Origin of the sequence: Micromonospora sp. NPDC005291 (assembly GCF_040607415.1) — a bacterium.
Taxonomy (GTDB): domain Bacteria; phylum Actinomycetota; class Actinomycetes; order Mycobacteriales; family Micromonosporaceae; genus Micromonospora.
The window spans coordinates 38,969-65,094 of sequence record NZ_JBEXGR010000014.1; the positions used below are offsets into that span (position 1 = coordinate 38,969).

General features: G+C 69.7%; 32 protein-coding genes and 2 pseudogenes. 18 read left to right on the forward strand and 16 right to left on the reverse strand.

Annotation, left to right across the window (positions count from 1 at the left end):
• Window positions 1-36: 36 nt before the first annotated feature.
• Entirely contained in the window at window positions 37-687 is a 651-nt protein-coding gene (locus ABZT18_RS19470) for a LysE family translocator (protein ID WP_354997785.1), read from the reverse strand.
• A gap of 227 nt (window positions 688-914) precedes the next feature.
• On the opposite strand from ABZT18_RS19470, the gene ABZT18_RS19475 reads away from it, so the two are divergent.
• Together ABZT18_RS19475 and ABZT18_RS19480 are read left to right on the forward strand one after the other, a co-directional pair.
• On the forward strand, window positions 915-1,400 hold the full coding sequence (locus ABZT18_RS19475; RefSeq protein ID WP_354997786.1) for a DUF1992 domain-containing protein: 486 nt from the start codon (window positions 915-917) through the stop codon (window positions 1,398-1,400).
• A 37-nt stretch (window positions 1,401-1,437) separates the two neighbouring features.
• A complete protein-coding gene (locus tag ABZT18_RS19480; protein ID WP_354997787.1) occupies window positions 1,438-1,962 on the forward strand; it encodes a GNAT family N-acetyltransferase in 525 nt (174 codons plus the stop codon).
• Window position 1,963: 1 nt separating this feature from the next.
• Here the strand turns inward: ABZT18_RS19480 and ABZT18_RS19485 are convergent, their stop codons facing one another.
• A complete protein-coding gene (locus ABZT18_RS19485) occupies window positions 1,964-2,530 on the reverse strand; it encodes a maleylpyruvate isomerase N-terminal domain-containing protein (protein ID WP_354997788.1) in 567 nt (188 codons plus the stop codon).
• A 53-nt stretch (window positions 2,531-2,583) separates the two neighbouring features.
• Window positions 2,584-3,090, reverse strand: a complete 507-nt coding sequence (locus ABZT18_RS19490; RefSeq protein WP_354997789.1) for a hypothetical protein — start codon at window positions 3,088-3,090, stop codon at window positions 2,584-2,586.
• Window positions 3,091-3,215: 125 nt separating this feature from the next.
• On the opposite strand from ABZT18_RS19490, the gene ABZT18_RS19495 reads away from it, so the two are divergent.
• Window positions 3,216-4,085 (forward strand): 2-hydroxyacid dehydrogenase, encoded by an 870-nt coding sequence (locus tag ABZT18_RS19495; RefSeq protein ID WP_354997790.1) that lies wholly within the window; start codon window positions 3,216-3,218, stop codon window positions 4,083-4,085.
• A 66-nt stretch (window positions 4,086-4,151) separates the two neighbouring features.
• Here the strand turns inward: ABZT18_RS19495 and ABZT18_RS19500 are convergent, their stop codons facing one another.
• Window positions 4,152-4,796: a dihydrofolate reductase family protein gene (locus ABZT18_RS19500; RefSeq protein ID WP_354997791.1), complete on the reverse strand. Its 645-nt coding sequence runs from the start codon at window positions 4,794-4,796 to the stop codon at window positions 4,152-4,154.
• Window positions 4,797-5,555: 759 nt separating this feature from the next.
• On the opposite strand from ABZT18_RS19500, the gene ABZT18_RS19505 reads away from it, so the two are divergent.
• Window positions 5,556-6,332: a maleylpyruvate isomerase family mycothiol-dependent enzyme gene (locus ABZT18_RS19505; protein WP_354997792.1), complete on the forward strand. Its 777-nt coding sequence runs from the start codon at window positions 5,556-5,558 to the stop codon at window positions 6,330-6,332.
• 66 nt (window positions 6,333-6,398) lie between these two features.
• Here ABZT18_RS19505 and ABZT18_RS19510 read toward each other — a convergent pair whose 3' ends face one another.
• Window positions 6,399-6,521 carry a hypothetical protein gene (locus ABZT18_RS19510; protein WP_354997793.1) on the reverse strand — a complete coding sequence of 41 codons (123 nt, stop codon included), beginning with the start codon at window positions 6,519-6,521 and terminating at the stop codon, window positions 6,399-6,401.
• Between the two features lie 278 nt (window positions 6,522-6,799).
• Between ABZT18_RS19510 and ABZT18_RS19515 the strand changes: the two are divergent.
• A pseudogene (locus tag ABZT18_RS19515) lies at window positions 6,800-7,124 on the forward strand (Tn3 family transposase); the annotation flags it as partial.
• Between the two features lie 99 nt (window positions 7,125-7,223).
• Window positions 7,224-7,469, forward strand: a complete 246-nt coding sequence (locus ABZT18_RS19520; protein WP_354997799.1) for a Tn3 family transposase — start codon at window positions 7,224-7,226, stop codon at window positions 7,467-7,469.
• A 133-nt stretch (window positions 7,470-7,602) separates the two neighbouring features.
• On the opposite strand, the gene ABZT18_RS19525 is transcribed toward ABZT18_RS19520, so the two are convergent.
• Both ABZT18_RS19525 and wrbA read right to left on the reverse strand, forming a co-directional pair.
• Entirely contained in the window at window positions 7,603-9,027 is a 1,425-nt protein-coding gene (locus ABZT18_RS19525; RefSeq protein ID WP_354997794.1) for an MFS transporter, read from the reverse strand.
• 28 nt (window positions 9,028-9,055) lie between these two features.
• On the reverse strand, window positions 9,056-9,682 hold the full coding sequence (gene wrbA, locus ABZT18_RS19530) for an NAD(P)H:quinone oxidoreductase (RefSeq protein WP_354997795.1): 627 nt from the start codon (window positions 9,680-9,682) through the stop codon (window positions 9,056-9,058).
• A 95-nt stretch (window positions 9,683-9,777) separates the two neighbouring features.
• Between wrbA and ABZT18_RS19535 the strand changes: the two genes are divergently transcribed.
• Both ABZT18_RS19535 and ABZT18_RS19540 read left to right on the forward strand, forming a co-directional pair.
• Window positions 9,778-10,218: a MarR family transcriptional regulator gene (locus tag ABZT18_RS19535; protein WP_354997796.1), complete on the forward strand. Its 441-nt coding sequence runs from the start codon at window positions 9,778-9,780 to the stop codon at window positions 10,216-10,218.
• A gap of 67 nt (window positions 10,219-10,285) precedes the next feature.
• Window positions 10,286-10,795, forward strand: coding sequence for a pyridoxamine 5'-phosphate oxidase family protein (locus ABZT18_RS19540; RefSeq protein WP_354997966.1), 510 nt, complete (start codon window positions 10,286-10,288; stop codon window positions 10,793-10,795).
• A gap of 19 nt (window positions 10,796-10,814) precedes the next feature.
• Here the strand turns inward: ABZT18_RS19540 and ABZT18_RS19545 are convergent.
• A protein-coding gene (locus ABZT18_RS19545) for an IS5 family transposase (RefSeq protein ID WP_355252147.1) occupies window positions 10,815-11,701 on the reverse strand; the annotation gives its coding sequence in 2 pieces (ribosomal slippage) (window positions 10,815-11,347 and window positions 11,347-11,701; 888 coding nt in all).
• A gap of 153 nt (window positions 11,702-11,854) precedes the next feature.
• Here ABZT18_RS19545 and ABZT18_RS19550 point away from each other — a divergent pair.
• The 3 genes from ABZT18_RS19550 to ABZT18_RS19560 all read left to right on the forward strand — a co-directional run bounded on the left by ABZT18_RS19550 (window position 11,855) and on the right by ABZT18_RS19560 (window position 14,612).
• Complete coding sequence (locus ABZT18_RS19550; protein ID WP_355252064.1) at window positions 11,855-12,343, forward strand: recombinase family protein; 489 nt, start codon at window positions 11,855-11,857, stop codon at window positions 12,341-12,343.
• Window positions 12,344-12,577: 234 nt separating this feature from the next.
• Entirely contained in the window at window positions 12,578-12,895 is a 318-nt protein-coding gene (locus tag ABZT18_RS19555) for a recombinase family protein (protein ID WP_355252067.1), read from the forward strand.
• The gene (locus tag ABZT18_RS19560) at window positions 12,861-14,612 is read left to right on the forward strand and encodes an RNA polymerase subunit sigma-70 (RefSeq protein ID WP_355252150.1); all 1,752 of its coding nucleotides are present in this window, start codon (window positions 12,861-12,863) and stop codon (window positions 14,610-14,612) included. The genes ABZT18_RS19555 and ABZT18_RS19560 overlap by 35 nt, the downstream gene beginning before the upstream one ends.
• A gap of 272 nt (window positions 14,613-14,884) precedes the next feature.
• On the opposite strand, the gene ABZT18_RS19565 is transcribed toward ABZT18_RS19560, so the two are convergent.
• Window positions 14,885-15,448, reverse strand: coding sequence for a dihydrofolate reductase family protein (locus ABZT18_RS19565; RefSeq protein WP_355252070.1), 564 nt, complete (start codon window positions 15,446-15,448; stop codon window positions 14,885-14,887).
• A gap of 638 nt (window positions 15,449-16,086) precedes the next feature.
• Here ABZT18_RS19565 and ABZT18_RS19570 point away from each other — a divergent pair.
• Window positions 16,087-16,303 (forward strand): annotated as a pseudogene (locus ABZT18_RS19570) (DUF4158 domain-containing protein); the annotation flags it as partial.
• Here ABZT18_RS19570 and ABZT18_RS19575 read toward each other — a convergent pair.
• Window positions 16,213-17,205, reverse strand: coding sequence for a DMT family transporter (locus tag ABZT18_RS19575; protein WP_354996383.1), 993 nt, complete (start codon window positions 17,203-17,205; stop codon window positions 16,213-16,215). The pseudogene ABZT18_RS19570 and the gene ABZT18_RS19575 sit on opposite strands and share 91 nt — an antisense overlap.
• Window positions 17,206-17,278: 73 nt before the next feature.
• Between ABZT18_RS19575 and ABZT18_RS19580 the strand changes: the two genes are divergently transcribed.
• Window positions 17,279-18,217 (forward strand): LysR family transcriptional regulator, encoded by a 939-nt coding sequence (locus ABZT18_RS19580; protein ID WP_354996384.1) that lies wholly within the window; start codon window positions 17,279-17,281, stop codon window positions 18,215-18,217.
• A 516-nt stretch (window positions 18,218-18,733) separates the two neighbouring features.
• Here ABZT18_RS19580 and hemC read toward each other — a convergent pair.
• From hemC to ABZT18_RS19600, 4 genes are all read right to left on the reverse strand, one after another.
• Window positions 18,734-19,675 (reverse strand): hydroxymethylbilane synthase, encoded by a 942-nt coding sequence (gene hemC, locus ABZT18_RS19585; protein WP_354996385.1) that lies wholly within the window; start codon window positions 19,673-19,675, stop codon window positions 18,734-18,736.
• A 71-nt stretch (window positions 19,676-19,746) separates the two neighbouring features.
• Complete coding sequence (locus ABZT18_RS19590; RefSeq protein WP_354996508.1) at window positions 19,747-20,169, reverse strand: NAD(P)H-binding protein; 423 nt, start codon at window positions 20,167-20,169, stop codon at window positions 19,747-19,749.
• Entirely contained in the window at window positions 20,150-20,302 is a 153-nt protein-coding gene (locus ABZT18_RS19595; protein ID WP_354996386.1) for an NmrA family NAD(P)-binding protein, read from the reverse strand. The genes ABZT18_RS19590 and ABZT18_RS19595 overlap by 20 nt, the downstream gene beginning before the upstream one ends.
• Window positions 20,299-20,568, reverse strand: coding sequence for a hypothetical protein (locus ABZT18_RS19600; RefSeq protein WP_354996387.1), 270 nt, complete (start codon window positions 20,566-20,568; stop codon window positions 20,299-20,301). The genes ABZT18_RS19595 and ABZT18_RS19600 overlap by 4 nt, the downstream gene beginning before the upstream one ends.
• On the opposite strand from ABZT18_RS19600, the gene ABZT18_RS19605 reads away from it, so the two are divergent.
• The gene (locus ABZT18_RS19605) at window positions 20,567-21,292 is read left to right on the forward strand and encodes a dienelactone hydrolase family protein (protein ID WP_354996388.1); all 726 of its coding nucleotides are present in this window, start codon (window positions 20,567-20,569) and stop codon (window positions 21,290-21,292) included. The two genes, ABZT18_RS19600 and ABZT18_RS19605, sit on opposite strands and share 2 nt — an antisense overlap.
• Window positions 21,293-21,493: 201 nt before the next feature.
• A complete protein-coding gene (locus tag ABZT18_RS19610) occupies window positions 21,494-22,081 on the forward strand; it encodes a GNAT family N-acetyltransferase (protein WP_354996389.1) in 588 nt (195 codons plus the stop codon).
• On the opposite strand, the gene ABZT18_RS19615 is transcribed toward ABZT18_RS19610, so the two are convergent.
• Both ABZT18_RS19615 and ABZT18_RS19620 read right to left on the reverse strand, forming a co-directional pair.
• Window positions 22,072-22,266: an NmrA family transcriptional regulator gene (locus ABZT18_RS19615; protein ID WP_354996390.1), complete on the reverse strand. Its 195-nt coding sequence runs from the start codon at window positions 22,264-22,266 to the stop codon at window positions 22,072-22,074. The genes ABZT18_RS19610 and ABZT18_RS19615 overlap by 10 nt on opposite strands.
• Window positions 22,267-22,281: 15 nt before the next feature.
• On the reverse strand, window positions 22,282-23,835 hold the full coding sequence (locus ABZT18_RS19620; protein WP_355252073.1) for a glycosyltransferase family 39 protein: 1,554 nt from the start codon (window positions 23,833-23,835) through the stop codon (window positions 22,282-22,284).
• A gap of 110 nt (window positions 23,836-23,945) precedes the next feature.
• Here ABZT18_RS19620 and ABZT18_RS19625 point away from each other — a divergent pair, with 110 nt between their 5' ends.
• Genes ABZT18_RS19625 through ABZT18_RS19635 form a run of 3 tightly spaced genes read left to right on the forward strand, consistent with a single transcriptional unit; the run spans window position 23,946 to window position 26,107 of the window.
• Window positions 23,946-24,986 (forward strand): aldo/keto reductase, encoded by a 1,041-nt coding sequence (locus ABZT18_RS19625; RefSeq protein WP_355252076.1) that lies wholly within the window; start codon window positions 23,946-23,948, stop codon window positions 24,984-24,986.
• Window positions 24,983-25,489, forward strand: coding sequence for a DUF664 domain-containing protein (locus tag ABZT18_RS19630; protein WP_355252079.1), 507 nt, complete (start codon window positions 24,983-24,985; stop codon window positions 25,487-25,489). Before ABZT18_RS19625 ends, ABZT18_RS19630 begins: the two co-directional genes overlap by 4 nt.
• Before the next feature lie 24 nt (window positions 25,490-25,513).
• On the forward strand, window positions 25,514-26,107 hold the full coding sequence (locus ABZT18_RS19635) for a GNAT family N-acetyltransferase (RefSeq protein WP_355252082.1): 594 nt from the start codon (window positions 25,514-25,516) through the stop codon (window positions 26,105-26,107).
• Window positions 26,108-26,126 lie beyond the last annotated feature (19 nt).

Consider the following 26,126-nt stretch of genomic DNA (forward strand, 5'->3'; position numbering starts at 1 on the left):
GCGTGGCAGCCCGGAGTTTGGCCTGGTGACCGCCGCTCAGGGGGTGGCGACCGCCGCGCGGGACCGGTCGGCTGCGATCCGAACGGCCAGCGCCGCGAGGGCCGTCCCGGTCACCCACCGCTGCACCCGCAGCCACAGCGGCCGGCGGGCGAAGAACCCGGCGAGGGAGCCGGCACTGAGCACGATCAACGCGTTGACGGTCAGCGCGACGGCGATCTGGGTCAGGCCGAGTAGCAGACTCTGCGCCGCCAGGTGCCCCCGCGCCGGATCGATGAACTGCGGTAGCAGCGACACGTAGAGGATGGCGATCTTCGGGTTCAGCAGGTTGGTGACCAGGCCCATGGTGAACAGCCGACGGGGTGGGTCCGGCGGCAGCGGTGCGGGCGTGAAGGGGGACTGCCCACCCGGACGCAGCGTCCGCCAGGCCAGCCAGAGCAGGTAGCCGGCCCCGGCCAGCTTCACCACCGCGTACAGCGTCGGCACCAGGACGAAGACGGTGGCCAGCCCGGCGACGGCCGCCGTCAGGTAGACGCCGAACCCGGCGGCCACCCCGAGCAGCGAGATCAGCCCGGCCCGGCGGCCCTGCGCCACCGAGCGGGAGATCAGGTAGACCATGTTCGGGCCGGGCGTGAGCACCAGCCCCAACGCGACCAGCGTGATGCCCAGCAGTGCACCCGTACCCACCATGACGCCCCCCGTTGATCGGTTACCCACACCGACCGTAGGCCGGGCGGGCGTCCCGACCCAGGGCCACCTGCCAGAACGTGGCCTGCCGTTGGAACCGGTCGTTCAGTCCGAAACCGCCCCTCGGCGGAAGCCCATGGGAATGGTCACGGGCCTGACCGCGCTGTCCGTTGCGGGGCGTGCCACCGTGCGGAGGTGGCGCGTTACGGTGGCCAGGGAGGTGCCGCAGGGTGACTGAAGCGTGGGACGCCGCCGTGGAGGCGCAGATCCGGGGAGCCGTGCAACGCGGCGAGTTCGACGACCTGCCCGGCATGGGCAAGCCCATCCCCGGCCAGGGAGCGCCGTACGACGAGTCGTGGTGGATCAAGAGTTTTCTGGAGCGTGAGGCGCTGCCCAGCGACCTGCTCCTGCCCACACCGCTGCAACTGCGCCGGCGCATCGAGCAGGTTCCCGACGAGGTGCGCGACCTGCCCACCGAACAGGCCGTACGCGACTTCGTGGGGCAGTTGAACGCGCAGATCGTGGCCTGGCTGCGCAACCCCGACGGCCCTCGGGTGGCGGTGCGTCCGGTGAACGCCGACGAGGTGGTCCACCGGTGGCGCGCGGAGCGCACCCGACGCCAGGCCGGTGCGCCCGCCACCGAGCCGGCGACCGTCGCCGCGCCGGCTCGCCGCACGCGTCGTGGCTGGTGGCTGCGCTGGCGCCGCCGGAGCTGACCCCCCACAGTGGCGAGCGCGGCGGCAGACTGTGCGGATGCTGATCGAGCCCACCTCCCCGAAGCTCGTCCTGCGCCCGTGGAGCGCGGACGACCTGGACGCGTTGCTGGCGGCGTACCGGGATCCGGTGCTACGCCGGTGGACCCGAGTCCCGGCGACCAACGCCGCCGAGGGCAGGCAGTGGCTGGATCGGGTCCAGAAGGACTGGGACGACGGCAGCCGGTACAGCTTCGCGGTCCTTGAAAACGACGCGGACGGCCCACGGCTGGCGGGAAACGTGGTGCTCAAGATGGTCACGCGGGACTGGCCGACGCCCGAGGTGGGCTACTGGACGGCGTCGTGGTCGCGCGGCCGAGGTGTCGCCCCACAGGCGGTCACCGCGCTCAGTCGGTGGGCGTTCGACAGGTTCCCCGAGCTGACTCACCTCGACCTGCTGCACCAGGTGGACAACGTGGCGTCCTGCCGGGTGGCGCAGAAGAGCGGCTACCTGTTCCAGGAGGTGTTGCCGGCCCAGCCGCCGTTTCCCCTCGACGGTCACCGGCACACCCTCACCGCCGGCTGAGTCACTCCACGGCGGCCCGCCAACTCCAGGAGGTACGACGTGCCCGGCCGGGCAGCTCGCCGCGACCGGTCATAAAGAGCAGCACGTCCGGTGCGGCGCCGTCCGGGGCATCGGGGAAGAGCCGCCGCAGCACCAGCGCGCTCAGGCGCTGCGGCGGCCCCCACGGCACGCCGAGCCCGAGAGTGATGTCGTGCGTGTGCAGCAGGGTCTCGGCCACGCCCATCGCGGCGAAACCGGCCGGGTCGCAGGGACCGAAGTGCCAGGCCCGCACGTTCGGCCCAGCGGCGTCGACCGCGGCGGCGAGCAGCCCGGCGCAGGCGCGCACCACGGTGAGCACCTGCGCCGGGCTCGCGTCGGGGGAGACCCGCAGGTCGTACGGCAGGTAGCCGTCATCCGGGCGGCCGGTGACCTGGCCGGCGTACCCGAGCAGGTCGTGCGCGATGTGCGCGGCGGTGGTCCAGCAGCTCCAGGTCAGCGAGCCAGCGGGCACCGACCAGTCGCGCTCGGCGTGCGGGTGTAGCACCCGGGTCATCTCGTCGGCTGCCTGGAGCAGGTCTGCACCGGTCATCGCTGGCATCCGTCGACCCTCGCAGTGGTGCGGCGGCGGCGCAACCGGGATCGTCAGCCGGCCGAGGAGGGGTGCGAGTCGAGGCGGTGTGTCGATCCCGCGGCCAGGGCCTGACTGACGTTCTGAATGCCCGCGTGGATCAGGTCGCCGTACTGGTCGGCCGGCAGCTGCGCGACGAGGGTCCGAGCGGTGGACAGGTGCGCTCGGGCCAGCGTGGTGTTGCTCAGGCGTCGGTGCACGTCGGCGAGATTGAGATGCAGCGACGGCAGGAACCCCCGCACCCGAAGTGCGTCGTCGTGCCGTCGGGCGCGGTCGTCGGTGAGGTCGGCGACGGCGGCCAACGCGCGTTCGTCCCACACCAGTTCGGCGTCGGCGGTGTCCTGCAGGTCGGCGAGGTAGTGGGCGAGAGTGCAGCGGTGCAGGGCGTCACCGGTGGGGCCGATCTCGTCCCACAGCGTGCTGAGCAACTCACGGGCCTGGACCGGTGTACCGGATTGGCCGAGCTGCACCGCTTCGATGATGCGCGTCATGGTCGGGTCGGGTGTCGGCTGGTCGTCCATGCCGCCGATGCTCGGGCCTCAACCCGGTCGAGGGTCAAATCACGGGCGGTCGTCACCCCCGCGGCAGGCAGCGGCCCTCCGGGCATAATCTCGCCGTGCGCTACCTGATCTCTCACCCTGACGCAGTGGCCGAGCTTGGCGATCATGACGTCGCGCTGTACGACGGCACTCAGCCCATGCCCGAGAACCTGGACGATGTCGAGTTCTACGCGCTTCCGTACGGAGTTATTGATCCGCGCCTCTGCGCGCCGATCGCCCGGATGCCCCAACTCAAGGTCGTGCAGACCGTGACCGCCGGTTACGAGCACATCCTGCCGTTCCTGCGGCCCGGACTGATCCTGGCCAACGGCCGAGGCGTGCATGACGCGGCCACCGCCGAGTTGGCCGTGGCGCTCACCCTGGCCGCCCGGCGCCGACTGCCGGACTTCGTCCGGGCGGGGGGAGAGGGCCGCTGGGCCACGGCCTGGTCGGCTGGGCTGGCTGACGCCCGGGTGCTGATCGTCGGGTACGGCTCGATCGGCGCGGCGATCGAGCGCCGGCTGGTGGGGTTCGAGGTGGAGATCAGCCGGGTGGCCCGGCGCGCCCGCCCCGGCGTACAGCCGATTTCCGAGATCGCGGAGTTGTTGCCGCACGCAGATGTTGTCATCCTGGCTACCCCGCTGACGCCCGAGACCGAGGGCCTGGTGGACAAGGACTTCCTCGCCAGGATGGCCGACGGTGCCCTGCTGGTGAACGTGGCGAGGGGCCGGGTGGTGGACTCCGAGGCGCTGCTGGCCGAGCTCAACGCGGGTCGGCTGCACGCAGCCCTGGACGTCACCGAACCCGAACCGCTGCCCGCCGACCACCCACTGTGGTCCGCGCCGAACGTCCTCATCAGCCCGCACGTCGGCGGCCTCACCGCCGCGATGGCACCCAGGGCTCGCCGACTGCTGGTCGACCAGGTACGGCGGTACGCGGCGGGCGAGCCGCTCGCGAACGTCGTTGTCGGGCCGTAACGCCTGGTCCACCAGCGAACGTTCACCTTCGGCACCGACGACACGTACCCAACGGGCGCGCGGGCGTCAGTCGTCGCGTCCGGCGCCCCGATCGGGTGCGCTCATGTCGCCCGTGCCGGGCGCGCCGTCGGCGAGGCCGTAGCGCAGGTACACGGTGCCCTTCGGATTGGCTACCGGCGGTTCGAGGAGCGTGAGGTTCGTGGGCACCGCGCCACCGTCGAACACCTTCTTCCCGACGCCGAGCACGATCGGGTGCACCCAGAGGTCGAGACGGTCGAAGAGCTTCTCGCGCAGGAGGGTCTGCACCAGATTCAGGCTCCCGACGACCTTCACGTGCTCGTGCCGGTCACGAATCTCGCGCACCGCGCCGGCCAGATCGGGGGCGAGCTGCGTGGACCCCGCCCACGAGAGATCGGGCGTGCCACGGGAGGCCACGTACTTCGGGACGCTGTTGAAGAGCGCGGCGATCTCGTTGTCCTCGCCGCCCTCCTGGTGTGGCCAGTAGGCGGCGAAGATGTCATACGTCCGCCGGCCGAGCAGGAGGGCGTCCGTGCCCTCGTACGCGGCAAAGACCTGCGCCCCGGCAACCTCGTCCAACAGGGGCGCCTGCCAGCCGCCGAACGAGAACCCCACCGGGTCCTCGTCGGGGCCGCCAGGCGCCTGCCCCACGAGGTCGAGGGTTGCGAACAGCTCGATGTGGATGAGGCCCATGCCGTACTCCCAATGAGTTGGTTGTCTCGCACGGTGCCCTGCTATCGCCACCAGGCCGGGACGCCGCACCGGAACTCCCGCTGACGATAGATCACAGGCCGCGCCAAGCACGGTGGCTTGCCGCCCTGTTGCCCCAACGTCACCGGCCCGATCTACACCGTGCTGCTCTCCACGCTTGCCGGCGTCTCCACTGTCCCACCGCGGAGGTCGACGCCGTGGCGTCAGCGTTCCTACTGCTCCGTACGCTTCTCGCAGTGCTGTGCGTCCCTCATCGACAATTGAGGCATGGCAGCCATCCGCAATCCGCGGTCGGGCTCGCCGGTTGGGGCAGTCGGGGTCGGCCCAGTTGGGCGCCGGACGGACGCCTTCCGCAATGGCCATTGGCGGGGTCGAGTGCCTGGGTCGTAGTGGAACGACAGAGGGTTGAGGCACCCGGTCGTGTTGTCCTGAATTGCAGTCAAGGTCGCGACGAAGTTCTGTGGCTTCGTGCCGAAGGTGCTTGGTCCCGCATCACGGTGTAGGAATTCTGGCCCGTCCGTAGTTTCCAGACCAGAACGGTAAGAACTGAGGGTTGATCAAGCTCTGCCACGAGCCATAGCGTGCCGCCCGCTTGGTGACGGTCGATGCTCAGGCGGTGGGTTCGTGGCGACTCAGGATGTGTTCTCGGCGGAGGAACTGGCGCGGCTTCGGGGTTTCCCGGAGATCAACGGGGTGGGGAAATCCGTTGTCGGTTGTCGGAGGGGGTGGTACAAAGCCGCGGTGGAAAAGACTCTGGAGTTCGCTGACCTGTTGCGGCTGATGGACGAACGATCGGCCGCTTTCCGGGCGGCGGTCGCCGCGGCACCCAGCCTCGACGTGCGGGTGCCGACCTGCCCTGAGTGGACGTTGTTCGACCTGGTGCAGCACCTGGGCGAGGGGCGCCGCAAGTGGGCCGCCATCGTGGCCGCGGGGCCCGCCGACGCTCCGCCGGCGATGTCCGCCCCGGTGGCGCCCCGGGAGCGCGAGGCCCTGCTGGCCTGGTTCGCGGCGTCGACGGAGGAGTTGCTGGACGCGCTGCGGGAGGCCGGCCCGGATCGTGGTTGCTGGACGTGGTGGGGTTCGTCGCAGGCGCCGCAGACGACTGGTGCCGTCGCCCGGCACCAGCTCCAGCAGGTCGCCGTGCACACCTACGACGCCCAGGTCGCCGTGGGCGCCCCGCAGCCGCTGCCGGACGAGGTGGCCCTCGACGGTGTCGACGAGTTCCTGACCACCTGCGTCGCGACGACGGCCGCGTGGCCGCACAAGCCCGCGGTCATCGACTACCACGCCACCGAGGGCCATTCCTGGCGGCTCTGGTTCTCCGCCGACGGCGCCCGGACCGCCCGCCTCCTCACGCCGGTCGCCGACGAGGGCCCGGAGGTGGCCTATGTCTCCGCCCGGGGCACGGCCAATGAGCTGGTCATGTTCTGCTACGGCCGCATTTCGATGGACTCGCTGCAACTCGACGGCGACCGGCGCGTCTTCGACCAGCTGATCGCCTGGGAGCCGGAGGAATAGGACCCGACGACGGACCCACCGCCCTGCGCCGACCTCGGCCTCAGCGCACGGTGTGTCCGCGGCCCGTCACTCGTAGCGGTATTTCAGCGCGTCCGCCTCCACCTGTTCTTTGTCAGCGATCGTCAGCTCCGGCATCCGCAGCTGGGCCAGCGTCACCTCGGCCGAGGTGGGCTGGGCGTCCGCCGGCAACCACTGCTCCGGCTTCCAGGCCCCGCTGCGCAGGAACGACTTGGGGCAGTGCGGGTAGGCCCTTGAGAAACATCGGAACGAGAAGTAACGCTAGCGATGATCTTGGCGGGAAGCTTGCCCGACTGCTACCGCTTTCGCAGAAGCGGTCCATTTTGGGAACAGATCAGCATCCGGTCCGGAACCGCTGATCCGGACCCGGATCCGTTTTCAGAATTCGGCCCTTGAGGACCAATGGCAGTGGATCCGGCGCTAAGCCTCTGGCCTGTTGATGTTCGTGGATGTGCCGTCGGTGGTCCACACCGGGCTCAAGCACCGCGACATCTTCGCGACGGCCTCCGACCGCGGACGCCCGGGCGAACCAGAAGTACTTCGCCCGCAAGCGGGGCGTGACCTGGCTCAACATGATCTCCGATCACGCGGTCGGACTGGCCGCCATGGTGCTGTCCGGCACCCCACGCGACACCCTGAACGTCGTCGACCTGGTCTACAACCCCGCAGCCGGAGGTACTGATCACCGACGCCGGGTCGTATTCCGACGTCGTGTTCGGCATCGTCACCTTGCTGGGCTTCGACTACCGGCCAGTGCTCGTGGACCTACCGGACACCAAGCTGTGGCGTATCGACGCGGCTGCCGACTACGGCGTGCTCGACAAGACCGCCCGCGGCCGGGTCGACGAGCTGTACCAGGCGTACCACGCCGGCATGGAAGATCAGCTCGGCGCGCTCGGGCTCGTCCTGAATTGCATTACCTTGTGGAACACCCTGTACCTAAACCACGCGCTGGACGCTCTACGGGGCCAGGGTTACCCGGCGCTCGACGCCGACGCCGCCCGGCTGTCGGCCTACCAACACAAAAACATCAACGTGCACGGCCATTACACGTTCGCGTTGCCCGACCTCGGCGGTGAACGACGACCGCTGCGCGACCCCGACAGGGTCGAGGAGTGAACGCCTGCAGCGCCGCACCGAACGATTGTGTCCCTGGTCGGGACCGGCGGGGCCGTTGCCCACGCGGGATGACGGGTCGGCCGCCAGGGGGTGGTCACCACGTGGGCAACGCGATTTCTCCTGTCGTCGCGGGTCAGCTCCGCTGCCGCCTGGGCAACAGCACGCTGACCAACGCGATCGCCAGGGCGACTCCGACCGCCAGGCCGAAGACCAGTTCGTACCCGGAGGCCAGAGCCTCGGGGGATGAACTGTTCCTGCTGTGCGAGGCGGCACGGGCGGCGGCCGCGGTCGCGAATACCGCCAGCGCCACCGAACCGCCGACCTGGCTGGCCGTGTTGGCCAGACCACCGATGATGCCGGCGTCGCGCGGCTCGACGTCGGCGGTCGCCGACGCCATCAGCGTCGGGAAGACCAGGCCGATGCCGATCGCCACGAGCAGTGTCGGGCCCAGGACGCTCGCCACATAGTGGCTGCCGACGCCCGCCTGCGAGAGCCAGCCGAACCCGGCTACGAAGCACGCACACCCGGCCAGAATCAGCAGGCGCACGCCGGTCTTGGGCAGCCAGCCGGCGGCAAACCGCGCGACCGCCACGAACATGACCGCGGCGGGCGTCTGCCCCAGCCCGGCGTCGAGCGCGCTGTAGCCCAGCACGTTCTGCATGAAGAGCGAGGTGAAGAACCACATCGCGGTGGCGATGCCACCGAATAGCAAAAGCAATGCGTTGCTGACCGCCACGCTGCGGTTGCTGAACAGGCGCAGCGGCATCATCGGCGCCGTGGCGGTCCTCTTCTCCACCACCAGGAAGACCGCCAGCAGGAGAACGCCGGCCACGACTGGTACGAGCACCCGCGCGGATCCCCACGCGTGGTCGGCGGTCTGCATGACGCCGTAGATCAGCGCCGCCAGCCCGGCCGTACCGGTGACCGCACCAACAAGGTCCAGCGCCTCGCGGCGGCCGGGCCGCGCGGTCAGCGACGTCATCGCCACCGCGATCAGCACCGCCCCGATCGGCACGTTGATCAGGAACACCCACCGCCAGGACAGCCCGGTCGTCAGCACACCGCCAGCAACCGCACCGACCATGCCACCGACGCCACCAGAAGCGGACCATGCTCCGAACGCCCGGGCGCGCTGCGGGCCCTTCGAGAAGTAGGTGTTGATCACGGCGAGGGTGGCCGGGGCCAGCATCGCGCCACCCAGACCCTGCGCGGTGCGGGCGGCGACCAGCATTTCCGCAGTGGTCGCCAGGCCCGCCACCAGGCTGGCCAGCGAGAACAGGGCGAGCCCGGACACCAGCACACGGCGGTCACCGAATAGGTCAGCCGCGCGACCGCCCAGGAGCATGAAACCAGCGAACGCCAGGACGTAGCCGTTCACCACCCAGACCAGTCCGGTGTCGCTGAACCCGAGATCCCGCTGCACCGCCGGCAACGCAACGTTGACGATCGCCACGTCGAGGATGACCATGAACTGGCAGGCGCACGCCAGCGCCAGAACCAGCCAGGCCGGACCGGTGTACGGCTTGACCGCCCGGCTGTCGGCACGGGTACTCGTCATGACTTCCTCCGCTTCATCGGACTTTGCCTCAGGCACTTCGGGCAGCGCCCGCGACGAGGGGGGCGCCCTTCAGCCGGACGGCGAAGTTGGCCAGCCGCTGGCCCTGGTAGCGGGCAGCATCGAGTGCCGCGGCGTCGGCGCCGTTACCCCCGGTCGAGACGGTGCCGTAGGGGTTGCCACCGGCGGCGTAAACCGTCGCGTCGGTGAAGCCGGGCGGCACGATCAGCGCGCCCCAGTGGTAGAAGACGTTGCCCAGGGCGAGGATCGTGGCCTCGCTGCCGCCGTGCCGGTTGTAGGCCGAGGTGAACGCCGTCACCGGCTTGTCGGCGAGGACTCCTTCGCGCCACAGGCCGCCGGCCTGATCGATGAACTGCTTGAGCTGCGCGGCCGGCGTCCCGAACCGGGTCGGCGTACCGAACGCGTACGCGTCGGCCCAGGCCAGGTCGTCGAGCTGGGCCACCGGCACCGAGCTGGTGGCGTCGAGATGCTGACGCCACTGTGGGTTCTGGTCGATGGCGTCGGCGGGGGCCAGCTCGGCGGCCCGGCGAAGCCGCACCTCGGCCCCTGCCGAGGTGGCGCCCTCGGCGACGGCTTCAGCGAGAGCGTGAACCGTGCCCGTCGAGCTGTAGTAAAAGACTGCGACCTTCACCGTCATGTCGACTCCTCGAGTCTGTGTAGCATTAGTTAGGCGCATAATGGTTATGCGCGTAATCTTATGCGCGTAACCAATGCTGTTGTCAAGGAGTGCCCATGGATCCCGAGTACGCCGACGCCCTCAATCAGGGGATCCGCCTGCTCAGCCTGCGCCACCGGGCACGGGCGGCGCAGTTGCTGGCTCCGCTCGGCTTGCACCCCGGCCAAGAGGCCGTGCTGCTCGAGCTCGACCGGACCGGCCCGCTGATCCAGGCTCAGCTCAGCGAGGCGCTGGGCTGCGAGCCACCCAGCGTCACGCTGATGACTCGAAAGTTGGAAGCCTCCGGCCACATCCGACGCGTCCCCGATCCGGCCGACAAGCGCGCCACCGTCGTATCGCTGACCGACAGCGGCAAGGCGCTTGCCGACCAGATCCGGGAGCTGTGGGTCACCCTCGCGCAGGAGACGGTTCACGACCTGCCCGCCGACACGCTGAGGCAGCTGCCCGGCATCCTGCACACCATGTCCACCAACGTCGACGGCAAATCTTCTGCCTAGGGCGTGTCCTGCCGATCTTGGTAGCAGACTATGCGGGTAGGGTGCTCGCCATGATCGAGGATGCTCCATGCCGTTGACGAATCCGTGGCTGTCCGGGCCCACGCCGGCGAAGCGGCTCGATCGTGAACGGCTTGAAGAGCGCCTTCTCAACCTACTGTCGTCCCAGAACATGTGTGTGCTCGCGACCACGGGTCCGGACGGGCCGCTGGCCACACCGGTTCGGTATTACCCGCTCGGCTTCGCGGTGCTCTTCACCGTCGCGCCACGTTCGCCGAAGATGCGCAATATCGCCGCCGACCCGCGGGTGTCCGTCGGCATCTTCGCGCCGCTGGTCGGGCTGGCCAGCAGCCGCGGTGCCCAACTGTTCGGAACTGCCAGGGTGCTTGACCCGGAGCATCCGGACCGTGCGCACTACTGGGCAGCGGTCCGATGGGAGAACGAGCACGCCGAGCGGGGACGACCGCTGTCCGAGCCGCCCGAGGACACACTTGTGGTCGTTGAAGCGGAGCGGATTGTCTATACCGAGCACTGGCTGCGGCGTGAGGGGTTTGCGCCACGCCAGTTCTGGCGTCGTTGAAGATGCCTCTTCCGGCCAATCACGAAAGCCAGATGATGGCGGCGATCAGGACGAGGCTGGCTCGATAGAGGGATGCGCGTTTGGCGTATCGGGTTGCCAGGTCACGCCACTGCTTGAACCGGTTGAAGCAGCGTTCCACGACGTTGCGCTTCTTGTAGATCTCCTTGTCGAAGGTTGGTGGTCGTCCGCCGGTGCTGCCCTTGGCGGCCCGGCGGGCGATCTGGTCCGATCGTTCGGGGATGACGTGGCGGACTCCCCGTTGCCGCAGCGCTCGGCGGGTGGAGTCGTGGGCGTAGCCCTTGTCCGCGATCAGCACCTCGGGCCGTTTGCGAGGCCGTCCGGGGCCGGGTTCGTTGACTCGGATCGCGTCGAGCAGGGCCAGTAGCTGCGGGTTGTCGCCGGCCTGGCCTGGGGTGAGCAGGATCGACAGCGGCCGGCCGCGTCCGTCGACGGCGAGGTGGATCTTCGTGCTCAGTCCGCCTCGGGATCGGCCGATGGCCTCGCCATCTTGCGCACCAGGCGTCGCCGGACTTGCCGGGGAGCCCCCTTTTTGCGGGCGCCAGCGGCATGCTGGTGCGCCCGCACGACCGACGAGTCGATGCTGATCGTCCATTGCACCGGTATGCCGTCGTCGTGGACCTGCGCCGCGGCGAGGATCCGATCCCACGTGCCGTCGGCCGTCCAACGTCGCAGGCGTTCGTGGCAGGTCTTCCACGGCCCGAAGCGTTCCGGCAGGTCACGCCACGGCGCACCCGTGCGCAGCTTCCACAGGATCCCGTTGATGACCTGCCGGTGATCCCGCCACCGCCCCCGACTGCTGCCCGGCTCCGGTAGCAACGGCGCGATCACCGCCCACGCCTCATCAGTCAGTTCACCACGACGTACCACCGGCACATCGTCAACGATCAACCACTACAAGATCGGCAGGACACGCCCTAGTCGACACCCGCCGAGCGTCAGCCCAGCACCCATCCCTACCGCCCACGTCGACCAGCACTACCTGCGGCCGGAGAACTCGATGCGCTCGCCAGCGAAGGCTGCCTCAAGATCTACAAGGACGTGGCCACCGGCACCAAGGCCGACCGCCCACACTGGCAGGCATGTCTGGACGACCTGCGTCCCGGCGACACCCTGATCATCTGGAAGATAGACCGGCTCGGCCGAAGCCTGCGCGACCTCGTCGACATCGTCGCCGTCCTCGAAACCCGCGGCGTCGGCGTCAAGTCGCTGACCAACGGCATCGTCGACACCACCACCGCGCACGGCAAACTTGTCTTCGGCATGTTCGCCCTCATGGCCGAATACGAAGCCGCCGTCATCAAGGAACGCACCCTCGCCGGCCTCGCCGCCGCACGCGCCCGCGGCCGCACCGGCGGCCGCAAACCCAAGATGACCCCCGCCCTGATCGACAAGGCGCAACGCATGTACGACAGCCGCCAGTTCATGATGGCCGAGATCGCCACCTCCTGCGGCGTCACCCCCAGGACGATCTACCGCAACATCCGCACCGACCGCGCGACCGCGCCAGAGCCGTCGTTACGAGGCTGACCAGGAACGTTATGGCTTAGCGCCGGATCCACTACCGTTGGTCCCCATAGGCCAATTCGTTCTCACGCAAGAGTGTGGCTGTGATGTTCTGAGAAACGTTTGTGCGAGCATGCTGGGCATGGCTGGTGAAGAAGGCCGCGATCCGGAGACCCAGACGCCGATGATGTCGAGCGGCACCCGTGCCCGCGCTGTCAGGCGCAGCCCGGCTCGCCGTGCCGATCGCGGTCCGGCGTGGTGGCCACCTCGTACCACACCGGCCGGTTCACCAAGGTCCGCCGACTGAGCAAGGCTCTGCGGGTGCTGGCCCCGGCCGCGGGCATCCGGATCGGGTACGCCCGATGCAGCACCCTGACCCAGGAACTCCAGTCACAGCTGGCCGCCCTCGCCGCGCACCGCATCCCCCGCGACAAGATCTTCGCCGAGAAGGTCTCCACCCCGGTCCGGATGAGAGCGCAGTTCGAGGCGGCACTCGCTGGCCCGGCAGATCAAGGCCCACGCCCCGCACAGCCGGGTCATCCTGACCGTCAACGAGACGAAACGCCTTGGCCGTGACGCCGCCGAACTTACTGCGCTGGCCGATCATCTCAGCGCGCACGGCCTGGTCCTGGAGATGCTCGCCGGCCCGCTGCCCGGCCTCTACGACCCGGCCGGCTTTGGGCGCATGCTGTTCGCCTTCTTCGCCGCGATGGGCGAGACCGAACGGGAGAACGTTCGCGAGGCCACCCTCGAAGGCCTCGACGCCGCCGCCCGCAAGGGCAAACACGGCGGCCGCCCGGCCGTCATCACCGAGGACATGCTGCATACCGTGCTGCGTCGGCGTGCCAACGGTGAGACCGTCGAGCAGATCCGCCCTGACCTGTTCATCGCGACCGGTAAGCGCAAGGGCCGCAACCCGAGCGTGGCCAGCATCTACCGCGCGCTCGCCGCCCACGAGAAAACCCAGGCGTACCCAGCCGCCGTCGAGCAAGCCCGTATCCAGCATGCGCAGCGCACCGGCGCCGACCTCCGGCGATCGTGCGCCCCCGGCCCGCCCGTGTCCTCGACCCGATCGACGCCGAGCTGGCGCCGAAAAACAACGCTTAGCCGTACTGGCCCCACCTCGACATCGAGGGCGTGCCCGACCCCGGAGCACGTCCCCTGGATCGACCCGGCCCATCCGGCCTGGCGAACGACCCGGTGTCAGCGGCTTCACCGATTAGAAATCCTCCGCCGCGTCGTCAGTTCTGTCAGCCCTCTCGCACCGGTGGAAGGATTAACGACCATGACCGACGCCAGACCGCTGGGCGCCGACGAGACCGCGTTCATCGCGGCGGTCCGCGCGGAGGATTCCGGGCGGTTCGCGTTCCTGACCGAGCGCCACCGGCGTGAGCTGCAGGTGCACTGCTACCGGATGCTCGGGAACTACGAGGACGCCCAGGACATGACGCAGGAGACCTTTCTGCGAGCGTGGAACAAGCGGGAGTCGTTCAAGGGCCACGCGGCCCTGCGGACCTGGCTGTACCGGATCGCGACGAACGTCTGCCTCGACTTCCTGGAGAAGCGCAACGACCGCACACCCGTACCGTCCGAGCTGTCGGACTCCGACTCCGAGGTGCTGTACCTGCAGCCGTACCCCGACCGGATGCTCCCCGAGGACCCGCAGGAATCGGTGGTGGCCCGGGAGACGATCGAGCTGGCGTTCATCATCGCCGTCCAGCACCTGCCGCCGCGGCAGCGGGCGGTGTTGATCCTGCGCGACGTCCTCGGCTGGCCGGCGTCGAAAGCCGCCGACGCCCTTGAGCTGACCGTCGCATCGGTGACCAGCGCGCTGCAGCGGGCCCGCGTGACGATGCGCGAGCAGCTACCCGACCGCCGCCTCGACTGGCGGAGCCCCGCCACGCACGAGCTGTCGCATGACGAGCGCGGCGTGGTGAAGTCGTATATCAACGCCCATGAGCGCAACGACCTCGACGGGCTGGTGTCCCTGCTGCGCGACGACCTGCGCTTCGCGATGCCGCCCGAGCCGGGCACCTGGAGCACGACGGCCAAGGACGCGGTGGACGGCTGGGTCTCCCATGGGCTCTTCCAGCGCGGCTACGACGACTGGCGCTGTATCACCACGACGGTCAACCGCATGCCTACCGCCGCGCTGTACCTCCGCACCCCCGACGACCCGGAGTACCGGCTGTTCACCATCGCGGTCCTGCACATCGTCAACGGGAAGATCGCCGAGCTCACCGGATTCGACGCCACCGACAAACCATGGCTGGGCTTGCCACCGACACTGTGACCACACGTGTCACCATCGTCGACGAGTACAGCGCACGCCGTCGTCACCGAAGTCGCCACGGAAATGAGCACCCCGACCGACTGAACACCAAACGCGACAATGCGAACACCACCGCCCCGCCGGCGTTGCCGGCGGGGCGTCTTGATGTCAGAAGATCATCGTTCGGAACGCAAGGAAGGGCCTGGGGAAGGTTCCCTCAAGGCCAAGGGCCACGGTGAGCACGCCAGGAAGGATTTTGACCTGGCCTCACGAGCCCAGGACTCGGCCCGTGCTCATCGCCTCGTCTCGTATCGGGTCATTACCACGCCGCCGGGAAACGTCCGCGTCTCCACCAGGTTCAGGTTCACCCAGCTGTCCAGGGCCGTGAAGAACGGCGTGCCGCCGCCCAGCAAGACCGGTGCGGTGACCAGCACGTACTCGTCGATCAGCCCGGCCTGCATGGCCGCTGCGGCAAGTGTGGCGCCGACGATGTCCATGGGGCCGCCGTCTTCGGCCTTGAGCCGGGTGATCTCGGTGACCGCGTCGCCGGTGACAAGGCGGGTGTTCCAGTCGACCGTGCGGGTCGTCGAGGAGAACACCACCTTCGGCATGTCCCGCCAGCGGCGGGCGAACTCGATCTCCGCCGGTGTGGCGCCGGGCTGCTGGTCGGCGGTCGGCCAGTGGGAGCTCATCGCCTCCCACAGCTTGCGCCCATACAGCGCCAGGCCGGTCGCCCCCACCCGGTCGGACCACCACTGGAACAGCTCGTCGCTCGGTGCGCTCCAACCGAGGTCGTTGCCGGGCGCGGCGACGTAGCCGTCCAGGCTCAGGTTCATGCCGAAGATCAGTTTCCGCATCGTGTCAGCCTCTCGTAGTCGATCTCACACGTACAGACGGGCACGGCGCGCAAACCTAATCGGTGCGCGATCTGCGTCCGCACATAGTCCTCGCGTTCCGGACTCGGCACGGCGTACTCGGGTGGGCTCGAGCACTACCCACCGAATCTCGACTTCACCCTCGTACGGGCAGCGGCGCACCCATGGCCCAGCTCTCCCCGGCCGCTACTGCCGACTGCCCGGACGGGAAGGCCTTCCACGGCCACCTGCAACAGAGGCTGTCTATTTCGCAGAGACGTTGCGGTAGCACTCGACGCGCTCGCCGCGTGAGGGTCGCCGTGGTGGGCCGCTCCGCGGTATCAGTGCGGATGTTGCGGTAGATGGTCATGGGGAGTGACGCCGCGTGGCCCAACCGCACCAAGAAACGAACAGCCGCGGATGTGCCGTTCGCGCCAGCAGGCTTGCTCGACCCTCCTGTAGGTGATTATCGGTTTTCCGGTAACACTAATCCGATAATCACCACCGACAAATGGTGCATACCGGCACTGCATCATAATGACAGTTATGGTGTGTAATGAATGAGGATGGCGTAGCCGTCCAGGGTGGGCCGGAGCCAGGGCCTGCCCTGGAGGCTCAAACAACCTCTCGGGGCGGCGCGGATGGCGGCTCCGACTTCAGGTAGTCCATTGCGCGGCGAGTTCATCCGGCACTTCACGTTGACCCAGTGCGGACGAGGGATTGGTGCGGAAGTTCCGGACTGTGCGCAACGTGCTTGGCGTTCCGGTTCAGTTGTGCACGTTGACGTGGCTGGGGTTCGTGCCGGACGGCGTGACGGCGGCGGCGGTGATCGCGCTGGGCCGGTTGTCGCAGCGGGTGCCGGCGCGTCGGAGCTGGAGAACAGCGACCGAGGACAGCACCAGGGCGCCGCCGGCGAGCTGCACCGGGGTCAGGGACTCGCCGAGGACGAGCGTGGCCAGTGCCGAGGTGACGACGGGCTCGAAGGTGGACAAGATGGCGGCGGTCGACGGGCCGGTGCGCTTGAGCCCGGCGAAGAAGCTCAGCATCGCCACGACGGTGGAGACCACGGCGATGCAGGCCAGCCAGAACCACCCCCGCCAACCGAAATCGAGGTCGACGCCGCCGGTGAGCAGAGCGCGGGCGCCGAGGGTGCCGGCCGCGCCGGTCATCACCAGCGCGGACAGCACCACGGGTGCCAGCCGGTGCACGACGGTGTCCGCGACCAGGATGTAGACGGTGTAGGTGATCGCGGAGGCAATGGCCAGCAGCGCCCCGACCGGGTGGAAACTCACGCCGCCGGCGCCGAGCAGGACCAGCAACGTGCCGCCCGAGGCAGCTGCCAGGGCGGCTGCGCGCGCGGGGGTGAGCCGGTCACGGCCAAGCAGCACCGCCACCACGGTGACCATGACCGGATAGGTGTAAAGGATCAACGCCAGCAGAGACGCGTCCATCAGCTGCAGCGCGGAGAAGAACAGACTCGCCTGCGTGGCGTACCCGACAGCACCCAGTCCGACGGCGATGGCCAGCACCCGGCCTCGGGTCATCGCCGTCCGACCGGGGGCCTCATCCCGCGGCGGACCGGATACGGGGCGGCGTAGTCCCGGCCGCATCAACAAGACGACCCCGAGCAGGACAGCGGCCAGGGTGAAACGTACGAGCAGCAGCGCCCCGGGCGAGACGCCGGCGTCGTAGGCGAGCTTGCCGAAGATCGCCATCGCGCCGAAGCAAGCCGCGGACACCAGACACAGTGCTGCACCCATGCACCCAAGGATCAGACAACCGACGCATCGGGTCCAGCGATGATTCCAGAGGGTGAATCGTTAGGATTCCCGCATGATCGAGCTGGACCTGCGGCGGTTGCGCTTCCTGCGCGAGTTCGAGGAACGCGGCACCCTGGCCGCGGTCGCCGCGGCTCTGGGCTACAGCCCGTCCACCGTCTCCCAACAGCTCGCCCTGCTGGAGAAGGACGTCGGCGCACGGCTGCTCGACAAAGCCGGCCGCGGCGTGCGGCTCACCGACGCCGGACACCTGCTCGCCCAGCACGCCCGGATTCTGCTGTCAGCCGCTGAAGCGGCAGAAGCCGACCTCGCCGCCCTCAGCGGCGACATCCGGGGCACCGTCCGCGCCGGCGGTCTGCAGTCGGCCGCCCGCCGCCTGCTCATCCCGGCCGTGGCCCGCATGAAAGCTGACCACCCGCAGGTCCGGGTGGAAATCTTCGAGCTGGAACTCGAACAGTCCCTGCCGGGCCTACGCCTCGGCACGGTCGACCTCGTCATCGGCGACGAGTACGACAGCCATCCCCGCCCCCGCCCGACCGGTCTGCGCTTCACGCTCCTGCTCGAAGAGCCCCTCAAGATCGTGCTTCCCGCCGCGCACCCACTCGCCCAGCCCGGCGGGCCCGTCGCGGTCACCGACCTGCGATCCGAGATCTGGACCGCCTCCGCCGAAGGCACCGGCCACCACGCCATGGTCGTCGGCACCTGCCGCGCCCTCGGCGGCTACGAACCTGACCTACGACACCGCTCCAGCGACGCCGACGTCCAACTCGAACTCGTCCGCGCCGCGACCGCCGTCGCCCTGATGCCGGCCCTGACCTTGCCCTGCAACGACCCCGCGCTGGCAATCCGAGACATTGCCGAAGCCACCCTCAAACGTCGCCTGGTCGTCGCTACCCGGGACACCCCACCCGCTCCCTCACTCACCGCCCTTCTGACAGCCGTGACGGACCAGGTGCACAAGCTCGATCCGAAGAAGCTCTCGTCAACCGCCTAGCGTTGGTGCTTGGCTGAAAGCTACGAGCGGCCGTACGTGGCGCGGGCCTGGGCTACCTCGGCGGCCTCGCGTTCACGCCACCGGCGCTGAGCCTCTCGGTTGCACGCCCGACAGACCCGGCGGTACCGGCCGGTCGCCGGGTCGAGCTCGCGGTCGTGGCCGTTGCGACACCGTGGCGGCTGTAATCGGCTGCGGCAGGCCTCGGCACGGCTGACCTGACGCAGATGTGTCGGCTCGATACAGTCGGCGGCGCCGCAGCTCTGGCCGACGTCGAGGGCGGGGTCGTACCCGCCGACGAGGACGACGTACGCGGCGATGTGCGCCCATGCGCGACCGGCAACCTTCTGGTGTACCCGGCGACGCGGCCCGTAGCCGTGGATGACCAGGCAGCCGTTCTCGGTGCGGTGCGAGCGCTCCAGCAGGTACGCACGCAGCGACTCCTCGGTGTGGACCGGGACAGACCCTTCACGGCCGAGATCACGGTGTCACCGTACCCGCGCGGTACCTGGTGGTCGGTCAGGCCGACCCGTGGGCGGTCAGGTCGAGCAGGTCACGGGCGCCCTGCCGGAGCAGGGCCGCGGCGACGGAGGTCCCGAGTGTGATCGGGTCCGCGGCCCATTCGTGCACGTCGAGCACGGTCTTGCCGTCAAGGCTGATCACCCGCGCCCGCAGGCCGAGACGCCCGTCAGGCTCGGCGCGCGCCAGCGCGGCAATGGGGGAGTGGCAGTTGCCCTGCAGGATGTGCAGCATGGTCCGCTCGGCCACGGTCTCCTGCCAGGCCTGCGGGTCGCTGAGGCTGACTGCCAGGTCACGGGTGCTGGTGTCGTCTTCCCGGCATTGCAGGACCAGGGTGCCGGAGCCGACGGCCGGGACCATCGTGTCGACGTCGATCGGCTGAGTGATGCGGGCAGCCTGCCCGATCCGCTTCAGTCCGGAGACCGCGAGCAGCAGGGCGTCGTACGTGTCGCCGGCGTCGAGCTTGGCAAGCCGGCTGTTCGCGTTGCCCCGGATGGCCACCGGCACCAGGTGCGGCCAGTGCAGGGCCAGCTGCGCGACCCGCCGGACCGCGGAGGTGCCGATGCGGGTACCGGCGGGCAGCTGCTCGATCCGTAGCCCGGCCGGGTGCACGAGGCAGTCCCGGACGTCGTCGCGGGTGAGATAGGCGGCCAGCACCGTCCCGGCTGGTGCCGGCCGGTCCCCGGGGACGTCCTTGACGCAGTGCACCACCAGGTCGACGTCCCCGGCGACCAGTGCGGCGTCCACCTCCTTGGTGAACGCCCCCTTGCCGCCCAACGCGGCCAGGTCGCCGTGCCACCGGTCCCCGCTGGTCGACATCGACATCACTTCCACGGTGACGTCGGGGTGCCGGTCGGCGAGCATCACGCGGACCCGATCGACCTGGGCCAGCGCCATCGGGGAGTTGCGGGTACCGATGCGCAGCAGGCGGGAGTCGGACATACCGGCGAGGGTAGTCCGCTAAATACGGGCGCCGACGACCAGGCCGGAGGCCCAATGCTCGCTGCTCTGCCTTACGCAGTGCCCGTGGTGACGGCGACCGTGCCGGAACCCACCCCTGGCATCTCCCTGATGGTCAGTTGCTGATGGCGGGTGCCGCGTTGTGGAACCGCTCGTCGGTGAGCTGCGCGACGGTGAAAGCGGCGATATCGGCGCGGGTCACGGTGCAGCATGGTGCGGCCCATGAACCCGACGAGTTTCTGCTGCAGGTTCGGGTTGTCGCGCTTGTCGATGATGCTGTGCGTGCCGTTGCCGATGAAACGTTCGACGCCGTGGCGCTTCATCGCCTCGATGATCAGCCGGGTGCCCTGGACGAGCGGCAGGCCGGTGGCCTTGCGGTCCATGCTGGGGCCGAGAGCGGAGATGATCGCGTCCGCGCCGGTCACGGCCTGGTCGATCGCGGTGGCGTCGGCGATGTCACCGACGATCGGGCGCAGGTCCTGCGGCCAGGTCGAGGGGAACCTTGCCGGGGTCGCGTACGTAGGCGGTGACGGTGTGCCCGGCGGTGAGTAGGTCGGCGACGACGAGCTGGCCGATAACGCCGGTGGTGCCGAAGACGGTGACGGTCACTGGCTCAGGCCTTCGACCAGGGACATGCTGGGGTGTCCGATGAGGCGGGTGCGGTCGTCGCCCACGTGAGCCATGATCCCGGCGCCCATGGGGGGCCGGTAGTCCTGGCGGAAAAACCAACGGATATGGCTGACCTGAGTAGGCCCGCCCGTAGCTTCCAGCGAAAACCAACGCCAAGCGCCGTATTTCAGAGGCACACCCGTGCTGTTCTGCCAGCGGCGAACGCCGGCCCGATCGGGCTTGACGATCACTACGCTCAGTCTCATGACGGCGATTACAACGCGCACGGTCGAGTACCCGGCCGACGGCCTAACGATGATCGGGCACCTCGCGCTCCCTGCCGGTGTCGACCGCCGGCCCGCGGTGCTGCTCGGGCCCGAGGGGCCGGGGCTCAGCGACGTCGAGCGCCGCCGGGCCGACACCCTGGCTGAGCTGGGGTACGTGGCGCTGGCCTTTGACGTCCACGGCGGGCGCTATTTGGGCGACCCCGAGGAGATGCTGGCCCGTTGCATGCCGCTACTCGCCGACCCCGACCGGATGCGGGGCATCGGCCACGCGGCGCTTGACGTGTTGCGCGCCGAGCCGCGGACCGATCCCGAGCGGATCGCCGCCGTTGGCTACGGCACCGGGGGTGCCATCGGGCTGGAACTCGGGCGTGACGGCGCCGACCTGCGCGCGATCGGGACAGTCAACGCACTGACGACGGGCCGACCTGGCGAGGCGGCGCGCATTCGCTGCCCGGTGTGGGCCGGGGTCGGGTCGGAAGACCCGATCATGCCGCCCGCGCAACGGGACGCGTTCGCCGCCGAGATGCAGGCCGCGGGCGTCGACTGGCGCCTCGTGGTCTACGGCGGCGCCTTACACGCCTTCCACCACCCGCCGGTCGACCAGCCCGTGGTCCCCGGCGTTGGCTACCACCCACGGCACGCGCAGCGAGCCTGGCGCGACGTCGTCGCTCTGCTTGCCGAGTGCCTGCCCGTGACGGAGTGATCTGGTCGGCAACTGCGATCCCGGGCCGCGAGCCAGGCCGGTCGACCGCCACCGGCTCCGGTTTGTGGGACCTCACCGCAGCTCAGAGAAACTGTGACGAGGTGCTCTGCGAGGGCGTTCCCACCGAAACCACCAGGTGCTGCCGACGCATCGTCGCCGGAATGTTCTGCACCAACTGGTCGTACTCTCTAGGATCGCCTGATGTTCCAACCGACCTACCCGATCCGCACCGCGCGGCTCACCTTGCGACCGTTTACTGTGGACGACCTCGACGACGTGCACGCGTATCAACGCCGGCCGGACGTCGTCCGCTGGATGCTCGGTGCCGAGCCGCGTACCCGGGAGCAGTCGCGGGCGTCGGTGCTGGCCATGGCTGGCGAGGACGCCCTACGCGCGGAGGGTGACTGCCTGACTTTGGCCGTGACCGGCGACACGGGGGTGATCGGGACCGTGGAGTTGGTGTGGCACAGCCAGGTAGGCCGTACTGCTGAGCTGGGGTATGTCTTCCACCCCGACCACGGCGGTCGCGGCTTGGCTACGGAAGCCGCCACGGCCTTGTTGGACTGGGGGTTCACCGAGTTCGGGCTGCACCGAATCTACGGTCGGTGCCACGCTCGAAATGAGGCGTCCGCCCGCCTGATGGCCCGACTCGGCATGCGCCAGGAGGCGCGCCATGTCGAGAGTTACCTGTTCAAGGGGGAGTGGGCTGACCAGCTCGTCTTCGCGACCCTGGCCAGGGAATGGCGGTCCCGGGCCGCGATGGCGAAAGGCCTTGACCCTCAGGCCTGACGGTCGAGCCACTCCCGGTACGCGGTGGGCGCGAGGATGGCGTCTTCCTTGGCGATGAGGACGTCACCGGGGGCGGCGGCGAACATGCCGGCGCTGTCGGCGGTGGTGACCGTGCGCTGGTCACCGCGAGCGGCGAAAGTGAACTCCGGCCCCGAGGCACTGCCCGCGGTACGCACCTGGCTCACCGGCGAGAAAGCCAGCTAGCCCGTGTGGCGTACCTCGGTGTCCCAGATCTGCGCCCACGGACGCCGCAGCCCCCGGCACACGTAGATCGGGCCACCGTTCTCGTCGTTGTCCACCTCGACCCGCTGGTCCACCCGCCCGGCGAGCGTGCACTCGTTGAACCAGGCGTTCAGCGGGTCAGGGCGTTCCCAGCCGACGACGATCACCACGTCCGCGTTGGCGGGTGGCCGGCCGAAGTCGACCATGCTGTTGTGCCCGGAGTACGCGCGGGGAAGACCACGGGCCGGGCCGTAGCGAGCCACGGCGCCGGCCTCGCCATAGTTACCGGTGAGGATGACCGCCCGTGAGCGCTCCTCGGGCGGCAGGCCACGATGGACGGCGGCGACCGAGTCGGCGAACGCCGGCCAGCCGATGGTCTCGCCGGCGTCGTAGTTGACGTCGACCACGAACCCGGGCAACCGGTCGGCCGGCAGCACCGGCAGCAGCAGCACGACGGTGGGCAGCAGGAACGGCACCGCGCCCAGCGCGAGCAGCCCCCGTCGCAACCGGACAGACCCGCGCGAGGCCCACGCGACGGTGACCACCGCGCCGGCAGCGGTGAGGACCAGCAGCAGCGGCGCGTCGTAGTAACCCTTGCCGCCGGCGATCAGCACGATGCCGACCACCACCAACCAGGCCCAAACCACCGCCCGGTACGCCCGCCACGCCGGTCGGCGCAGCAGCGCGACGAGGCCGGCGATCCAGATCGGTACGGCGTACGGGCTGATGATGACGAACTGGAGGATCAACGCGTCGAGGCGTCCACTGTAGGAGCTGTCGCCGTCGGCGATGGAGGCTGCCACGCCGAGCTGCGGGAACCCGTGCACGGCCTGCCAGATCAGGTTCGGTGCGGCCAGCAGCGCGGCGATCCCGGCGGCGGCGAGCACCCACCGGTCAGGCAGCAGCCGACGCGGCCCTGCGATGAGCACCCCGGCGATCAGGCCGACGGCCAGCAGCGCGGGCAGCACCTTGCTGAACATCCCCACGCCGAGCGCCAGCCCGATGCCGAGCGCCCAGCGGCTGTCACCGGTGCGCAGCAACCGCACCGCACACCACGCCGCGGCCAGCCAGACCAGCAGGTCGACGGTGGTGGTGCTGAGCAGGTGCCCGCCGGCGAGCACGATGCCGGACAGCGCGGCGAGCACCGCCGCGAAGGTCTGCCCACCCCGACCGGCGCCCCACTCCCGGGCGATGGCGGCGACCAGCAGCACCGCGCCGCCGGCCAGCAGTGCCGACGGCGTCCGCAGCACCACCAGGTTGCCCGGCGCGATCGTGTCCAGTAGCCGGGCCAGCGCCGGGACCAGCGGGCCCTGATCGACGTAGCCCCAGTCCAGATGTCGGCCGGCGAGCAGGAAGTACAGCTCGTCGCGGTGGTAGCCGTAACGACTGGCGAGCAGCAGCAGCGTCACGCTGGTCGCCGCGGCCACCAACCACGGCCCGCGTGTGCGCGGACCGGGCTCCGGCGGCCGTGCCGGTGGTGACGACTGGTCCGGCCGGTGAGGTCGGTCGATGGCGGTCCCGGGCTCGCTCACCCGCTCATCATGACCCTCGAAGCCGCCGCGTGGGTGCCCGTAGGCCTCCACGTGCAGGGGCTCTGACCAGGTGCGAAGATCAGCTCGTCACTCGGGACGGAAGGACAACCATGCGCTATCGCACTCTGGGTGCCACCGGAACGGTGGTCTCGACCCTGTGTCTGGGCACGATGACCTTCGGCGCGGAGACCGACGAGGCCGGCAGCTTCGCCCAACTGGACCGGTTCGTCGAGGCCGGCGGCACCTTCATCGACACGGCCGACGTCTACTCCGCCGGCGTCTCGGAGGACATCGTCGGGCGCTGGCTGCGGACGCGGCCCGACCTGCGAGACCGCCTGGTGATCGCCACCAAGGGGCGGTTCCCGATGGGCCCGGGGGCGAACGACGCCGGCCTGTCCCGGGTGCACCTCACCCGCGCACTGGACGCCAGCCTGCGGCGCCTCGGCGTCGAGGCCGTCGACCTGTACCAGGCGCACGCCTGGGACCCGCTGACCCCACTGCCGGAGACGCTGCGGTTCTTCGACGACGCGGTGAGCGCCGGCAAGATCCGCTATGCGGGGGTCAGCAACTTCACCGGTTGGCAGTTGCAGAAGGCGGCCCTGCTCACCCAGCACCTCAGCCTCACCCCGATCGTGACCCTGCAACCGCAGTACAACCTGTTGGCCCGGGAGATCGAGTTCGAGCTGGTGCCGGTCTGCGAGAACGAGGGCGTCGGCATCCTGCCGTGGTCACCACTGGGTGGCGGCTGGTTGACCGGTAAGTATCAGCGCGACAGCATGCCCACCGGCGCGACCCGGCTCGGCGAGAACCCGCAGCGGGGCGTCGAAGCGTACGCGGGTCGCAACGCCGAAGAGCGCACCTGGCGGGTGCTCGACGCGGTCCGCCGGGTCGCCGGGGAACACGGTGTGTCCATGTCGGCGGTTTCGCTGGCCTGGCTGGCGGCCCGACCGGCGGTCACCTCGGTGATCCTCGGTGCGCGTACCACCGCGCAGCTCGACGACAACCTGACCGCCGCCGACCTGGTCCTCGACGCCGAGCAGATGCGGCTGCTGGACGAGGCGAGCGCCCCACTCGTGGGTGATTACCCGTACGGCGCGGCGGGTGTGCGGCAGCGGGCCCGCGACCTGCCAGCCCCCGCTTCCGGACAATGACCGTCTTCCCGGAGCCCACCGCTCCCGCCGGCAGCCGCACCGAGGTCTTCCTGCGCTACCTGGACTATTTCCGGGAGTCCGTGGTGGCCAAGGTGTCGGCGTTGGCCGAGCCGGAGCTGCGGCGCAGCCGGCTGCCGTCGGGGTGGACTCCGCTGGAGTTGCTCAAGCACCTACGCCACGTCGAGCTGCGTTGGATCGAGTGGGGTTTCCAGGGGCGGAATGTCGCCGAGCCGTGGGGCGACCGCCACCAGGACCGTTGGTACGTCGCCCCCGACGAGACCCGCGCGGACCTAATGGTGGCGCTGCGGGGGCAGGGCGCGCACACCACCGAGGTGGTGACGGCGCACGACCTGGCGGAGGTCGGTGCGCCGGGCCCGCGCTGGAATGGCGCGGACCCGGCGTCGCTGGAGCGGGTGCTGTTCCACCTGGTCCAGGAGTACGCCCGCCACCTCGGCCATCTCGACGTGGTCACCGAACTCGCTGGCGGCCCGACCGGCGAGTGAGGCCGTCGCCCCGATAATGGGTGCATGCCGCTGCTCGTCGCGCCCGCCCTGCCCGCCGGGAGCCTCGGCACCCAAGAGCAACCCCACCTTCCGGTACGTCCCGGTCTGGCGCTGCGGCCGTGGCACGACGACGACGCCCCGGCCGTCCGGGCCGCCTTCGCCTGTCCGGCGATCCAGCGGTGGCACGTCCGCCGCTTCGACAGCGACGACGAGGCGCGGGCGTGGGCGGCACAGTGGGCGGGACGCTGGCACCACGAGACGGCCGCCAGTTGGGCCATCGTCGACGCCGACGACCGGCCGGTCGGTCAGGTGGGGTTGCGGGGCGTGCTGCTGGACGAGGCGTCGGCGCAGCTGTCGTACTGGGTGCTGCCTGCCGCCCGTGGTCGCGGGATCGCCACCGAGGCGGTGCGGGCGCTGACCCGGTGGAGCTTCACGCGGGCCGGGTTGCATCGTCTCGGCCTGGAGCACTCCACCGCCAACACGGCGTCGTGCCGGGTGGCGACGCGGGCCGGCTTCACGGCCGAGGGTGTGCTCCGCGGGTCGGTTCGCCACGCCGACGGCTGGCACGACATGCATTTGCACGCTCGGCTGGCGACGGACTCCGTGTCGCCCAGGTAGGCGCGGTCGGCGTTCGCCG

Excerpts from the sequence above, each read along its gene's own strand:
- ABZT18_RS19470 (WP_354997785.1), bottom strand. The coding sequence starts at position 687 with ATGGTGGGTACGGGTGCACTGCTGGGCATCACGCTGGTCGCGTTGGGG.
- ABZT18_RS19480 (WP_354997787.1), top strand. The coding sequence starts at position 1,438 with ATGCTGATCGAGCCCACCTCCCCGAAGCTCGTCCTGCGCCCGTGGAGC.
- ABZT18_RS19485 (WP_354997788.1), bottom strand. The coding sequence starts at position 2,530 with ATGACCGGTGCAGACCTGCTCCAGGCAGCCGACGAGATGACCCGGGTG.
- ABZT18_RS19490 (WP_354997789.1), bottom strand. The coding sequence starts at position 3,090 with ATGGACGACCAGCCGACACCCGACCCGACCATGACGCGCATCATCGAA.
- ABZT18_RS19500 (WP_354997791.1), bottom strand. The coding sequence starts at position 4,796 with ATGGGCCTCATCCACATCGAGCTGTTCGCAACCCTCGACCTCGTGGGG.
- ABZT18_RS19520 (WP_354997799.1), top strand. The coding sequence starts at position 7,224 with ATGGAAGATCAGCTCGGCGCGCTCGGGCTCGTCCTGAATTGCATTACC.
- ABZT18_RS19525 (WP_354997794.1), bottom strand. The coding sequence starts at position 9,027 with ATGACGAGTACCCGTGCCGACAGCCGGGCGGTCAAGCCGTACACCGGT.
- wrbA (WP_354997795.1), bottom strand. The coding sequence starts at position 9,682 with ATGACGGTGAAGGTCGCAGTCTTTTACTACAGCTCGACGGGCACGGTT.
- ABZT18_RS19535 (WP_354997796.1), top strand. The coding sequence starts at position 9,778 with ATGGATCCCGAGTACGCCGACGCCCTCAATCAGGGGATCCGCCTGCTC.
- ABZT18_RS19540 (WP_354997966.1), top strand. The coding sequence starts at position 10,286 with ATGCCGTTGACGAATCCGTGGCTGTCCGGGCCCACGCCGGCGAAGCGG.
- ABZT18_RS19565 (WP_355252070.1), bottom strand. The coding sequence starts at position 15,448 with ATGCGGAAACTGATCTTCGGCATGAACCTGAGCCTGGACGGCTACGTC.
- ABZT18_RS19575 (WP_354996383.1), bottom strand. The coding sequence starts at position 17,205 with ATGGGTGCAGCACTGTGTCTGGTGTCCGCGGCTTGCTTCGGCGCGATG.
- ABZT18_RS19580 (WP_354996384.1), top strand. The coding sequence starts at position 17,279 with ATGATCGAGCTGGACCTGCGGCGGTTGCGCTTCCTGCGCGAGTTCGAG.
- hemC (WP_354996385.1), bottom strand. The coding sequence starts at position 19,675 with ATGTCCGACTCCCGCCTGCTGCGCATCGGTACCCGCAACTCCCCGATG.
- ABZT18_RS19605 (WP_354996388.1), top strand. The coding sequence starts at position 20,567 with ATGACGGCGATTACAACGCGCACGGTCGAGTACCCGGCCGACGGCCTA.
- ABZT18_RS19600 (WP_354996387.1), bottom strand. The coding sequence starts at position 20,568 with ATGAGACTGAGCGTAGTGATCGTCAAGCCCGATCGGGCCGGCGTTCGC.
- ABZT18_RS19610 (WP_354996389.1), top strand. The coding sequence starts at position 21,494 with ATGTTCCAACCGACCTACCCGATCCGCACCGCGCGGCTCACCTTGCGA.
- ABZT18_RS19625 (WP_355252076.1), top strand. The coding sequence starts at position 23,946 with ATGCGCTATCGCACTCTGGGTGCCACCGGAACGGTGGTCTCGACCCTG.
- ABZT18_RS19630 (WP_355252079.1), top strand. The coding sequence starts at position 24,983 with ATGACCGTCTTCCCGGAGCCCACCGCTCCCGCCGGCAGCCGCACCGAG.
- ABZT18_RS19635 (WP_355252082.1), top strand. The coding sequence starts at position 25,514 with ATGCCGCTGCTCGTCGCGCCCGCCCTGCCCGCCGGGAGCCTCGGCACC.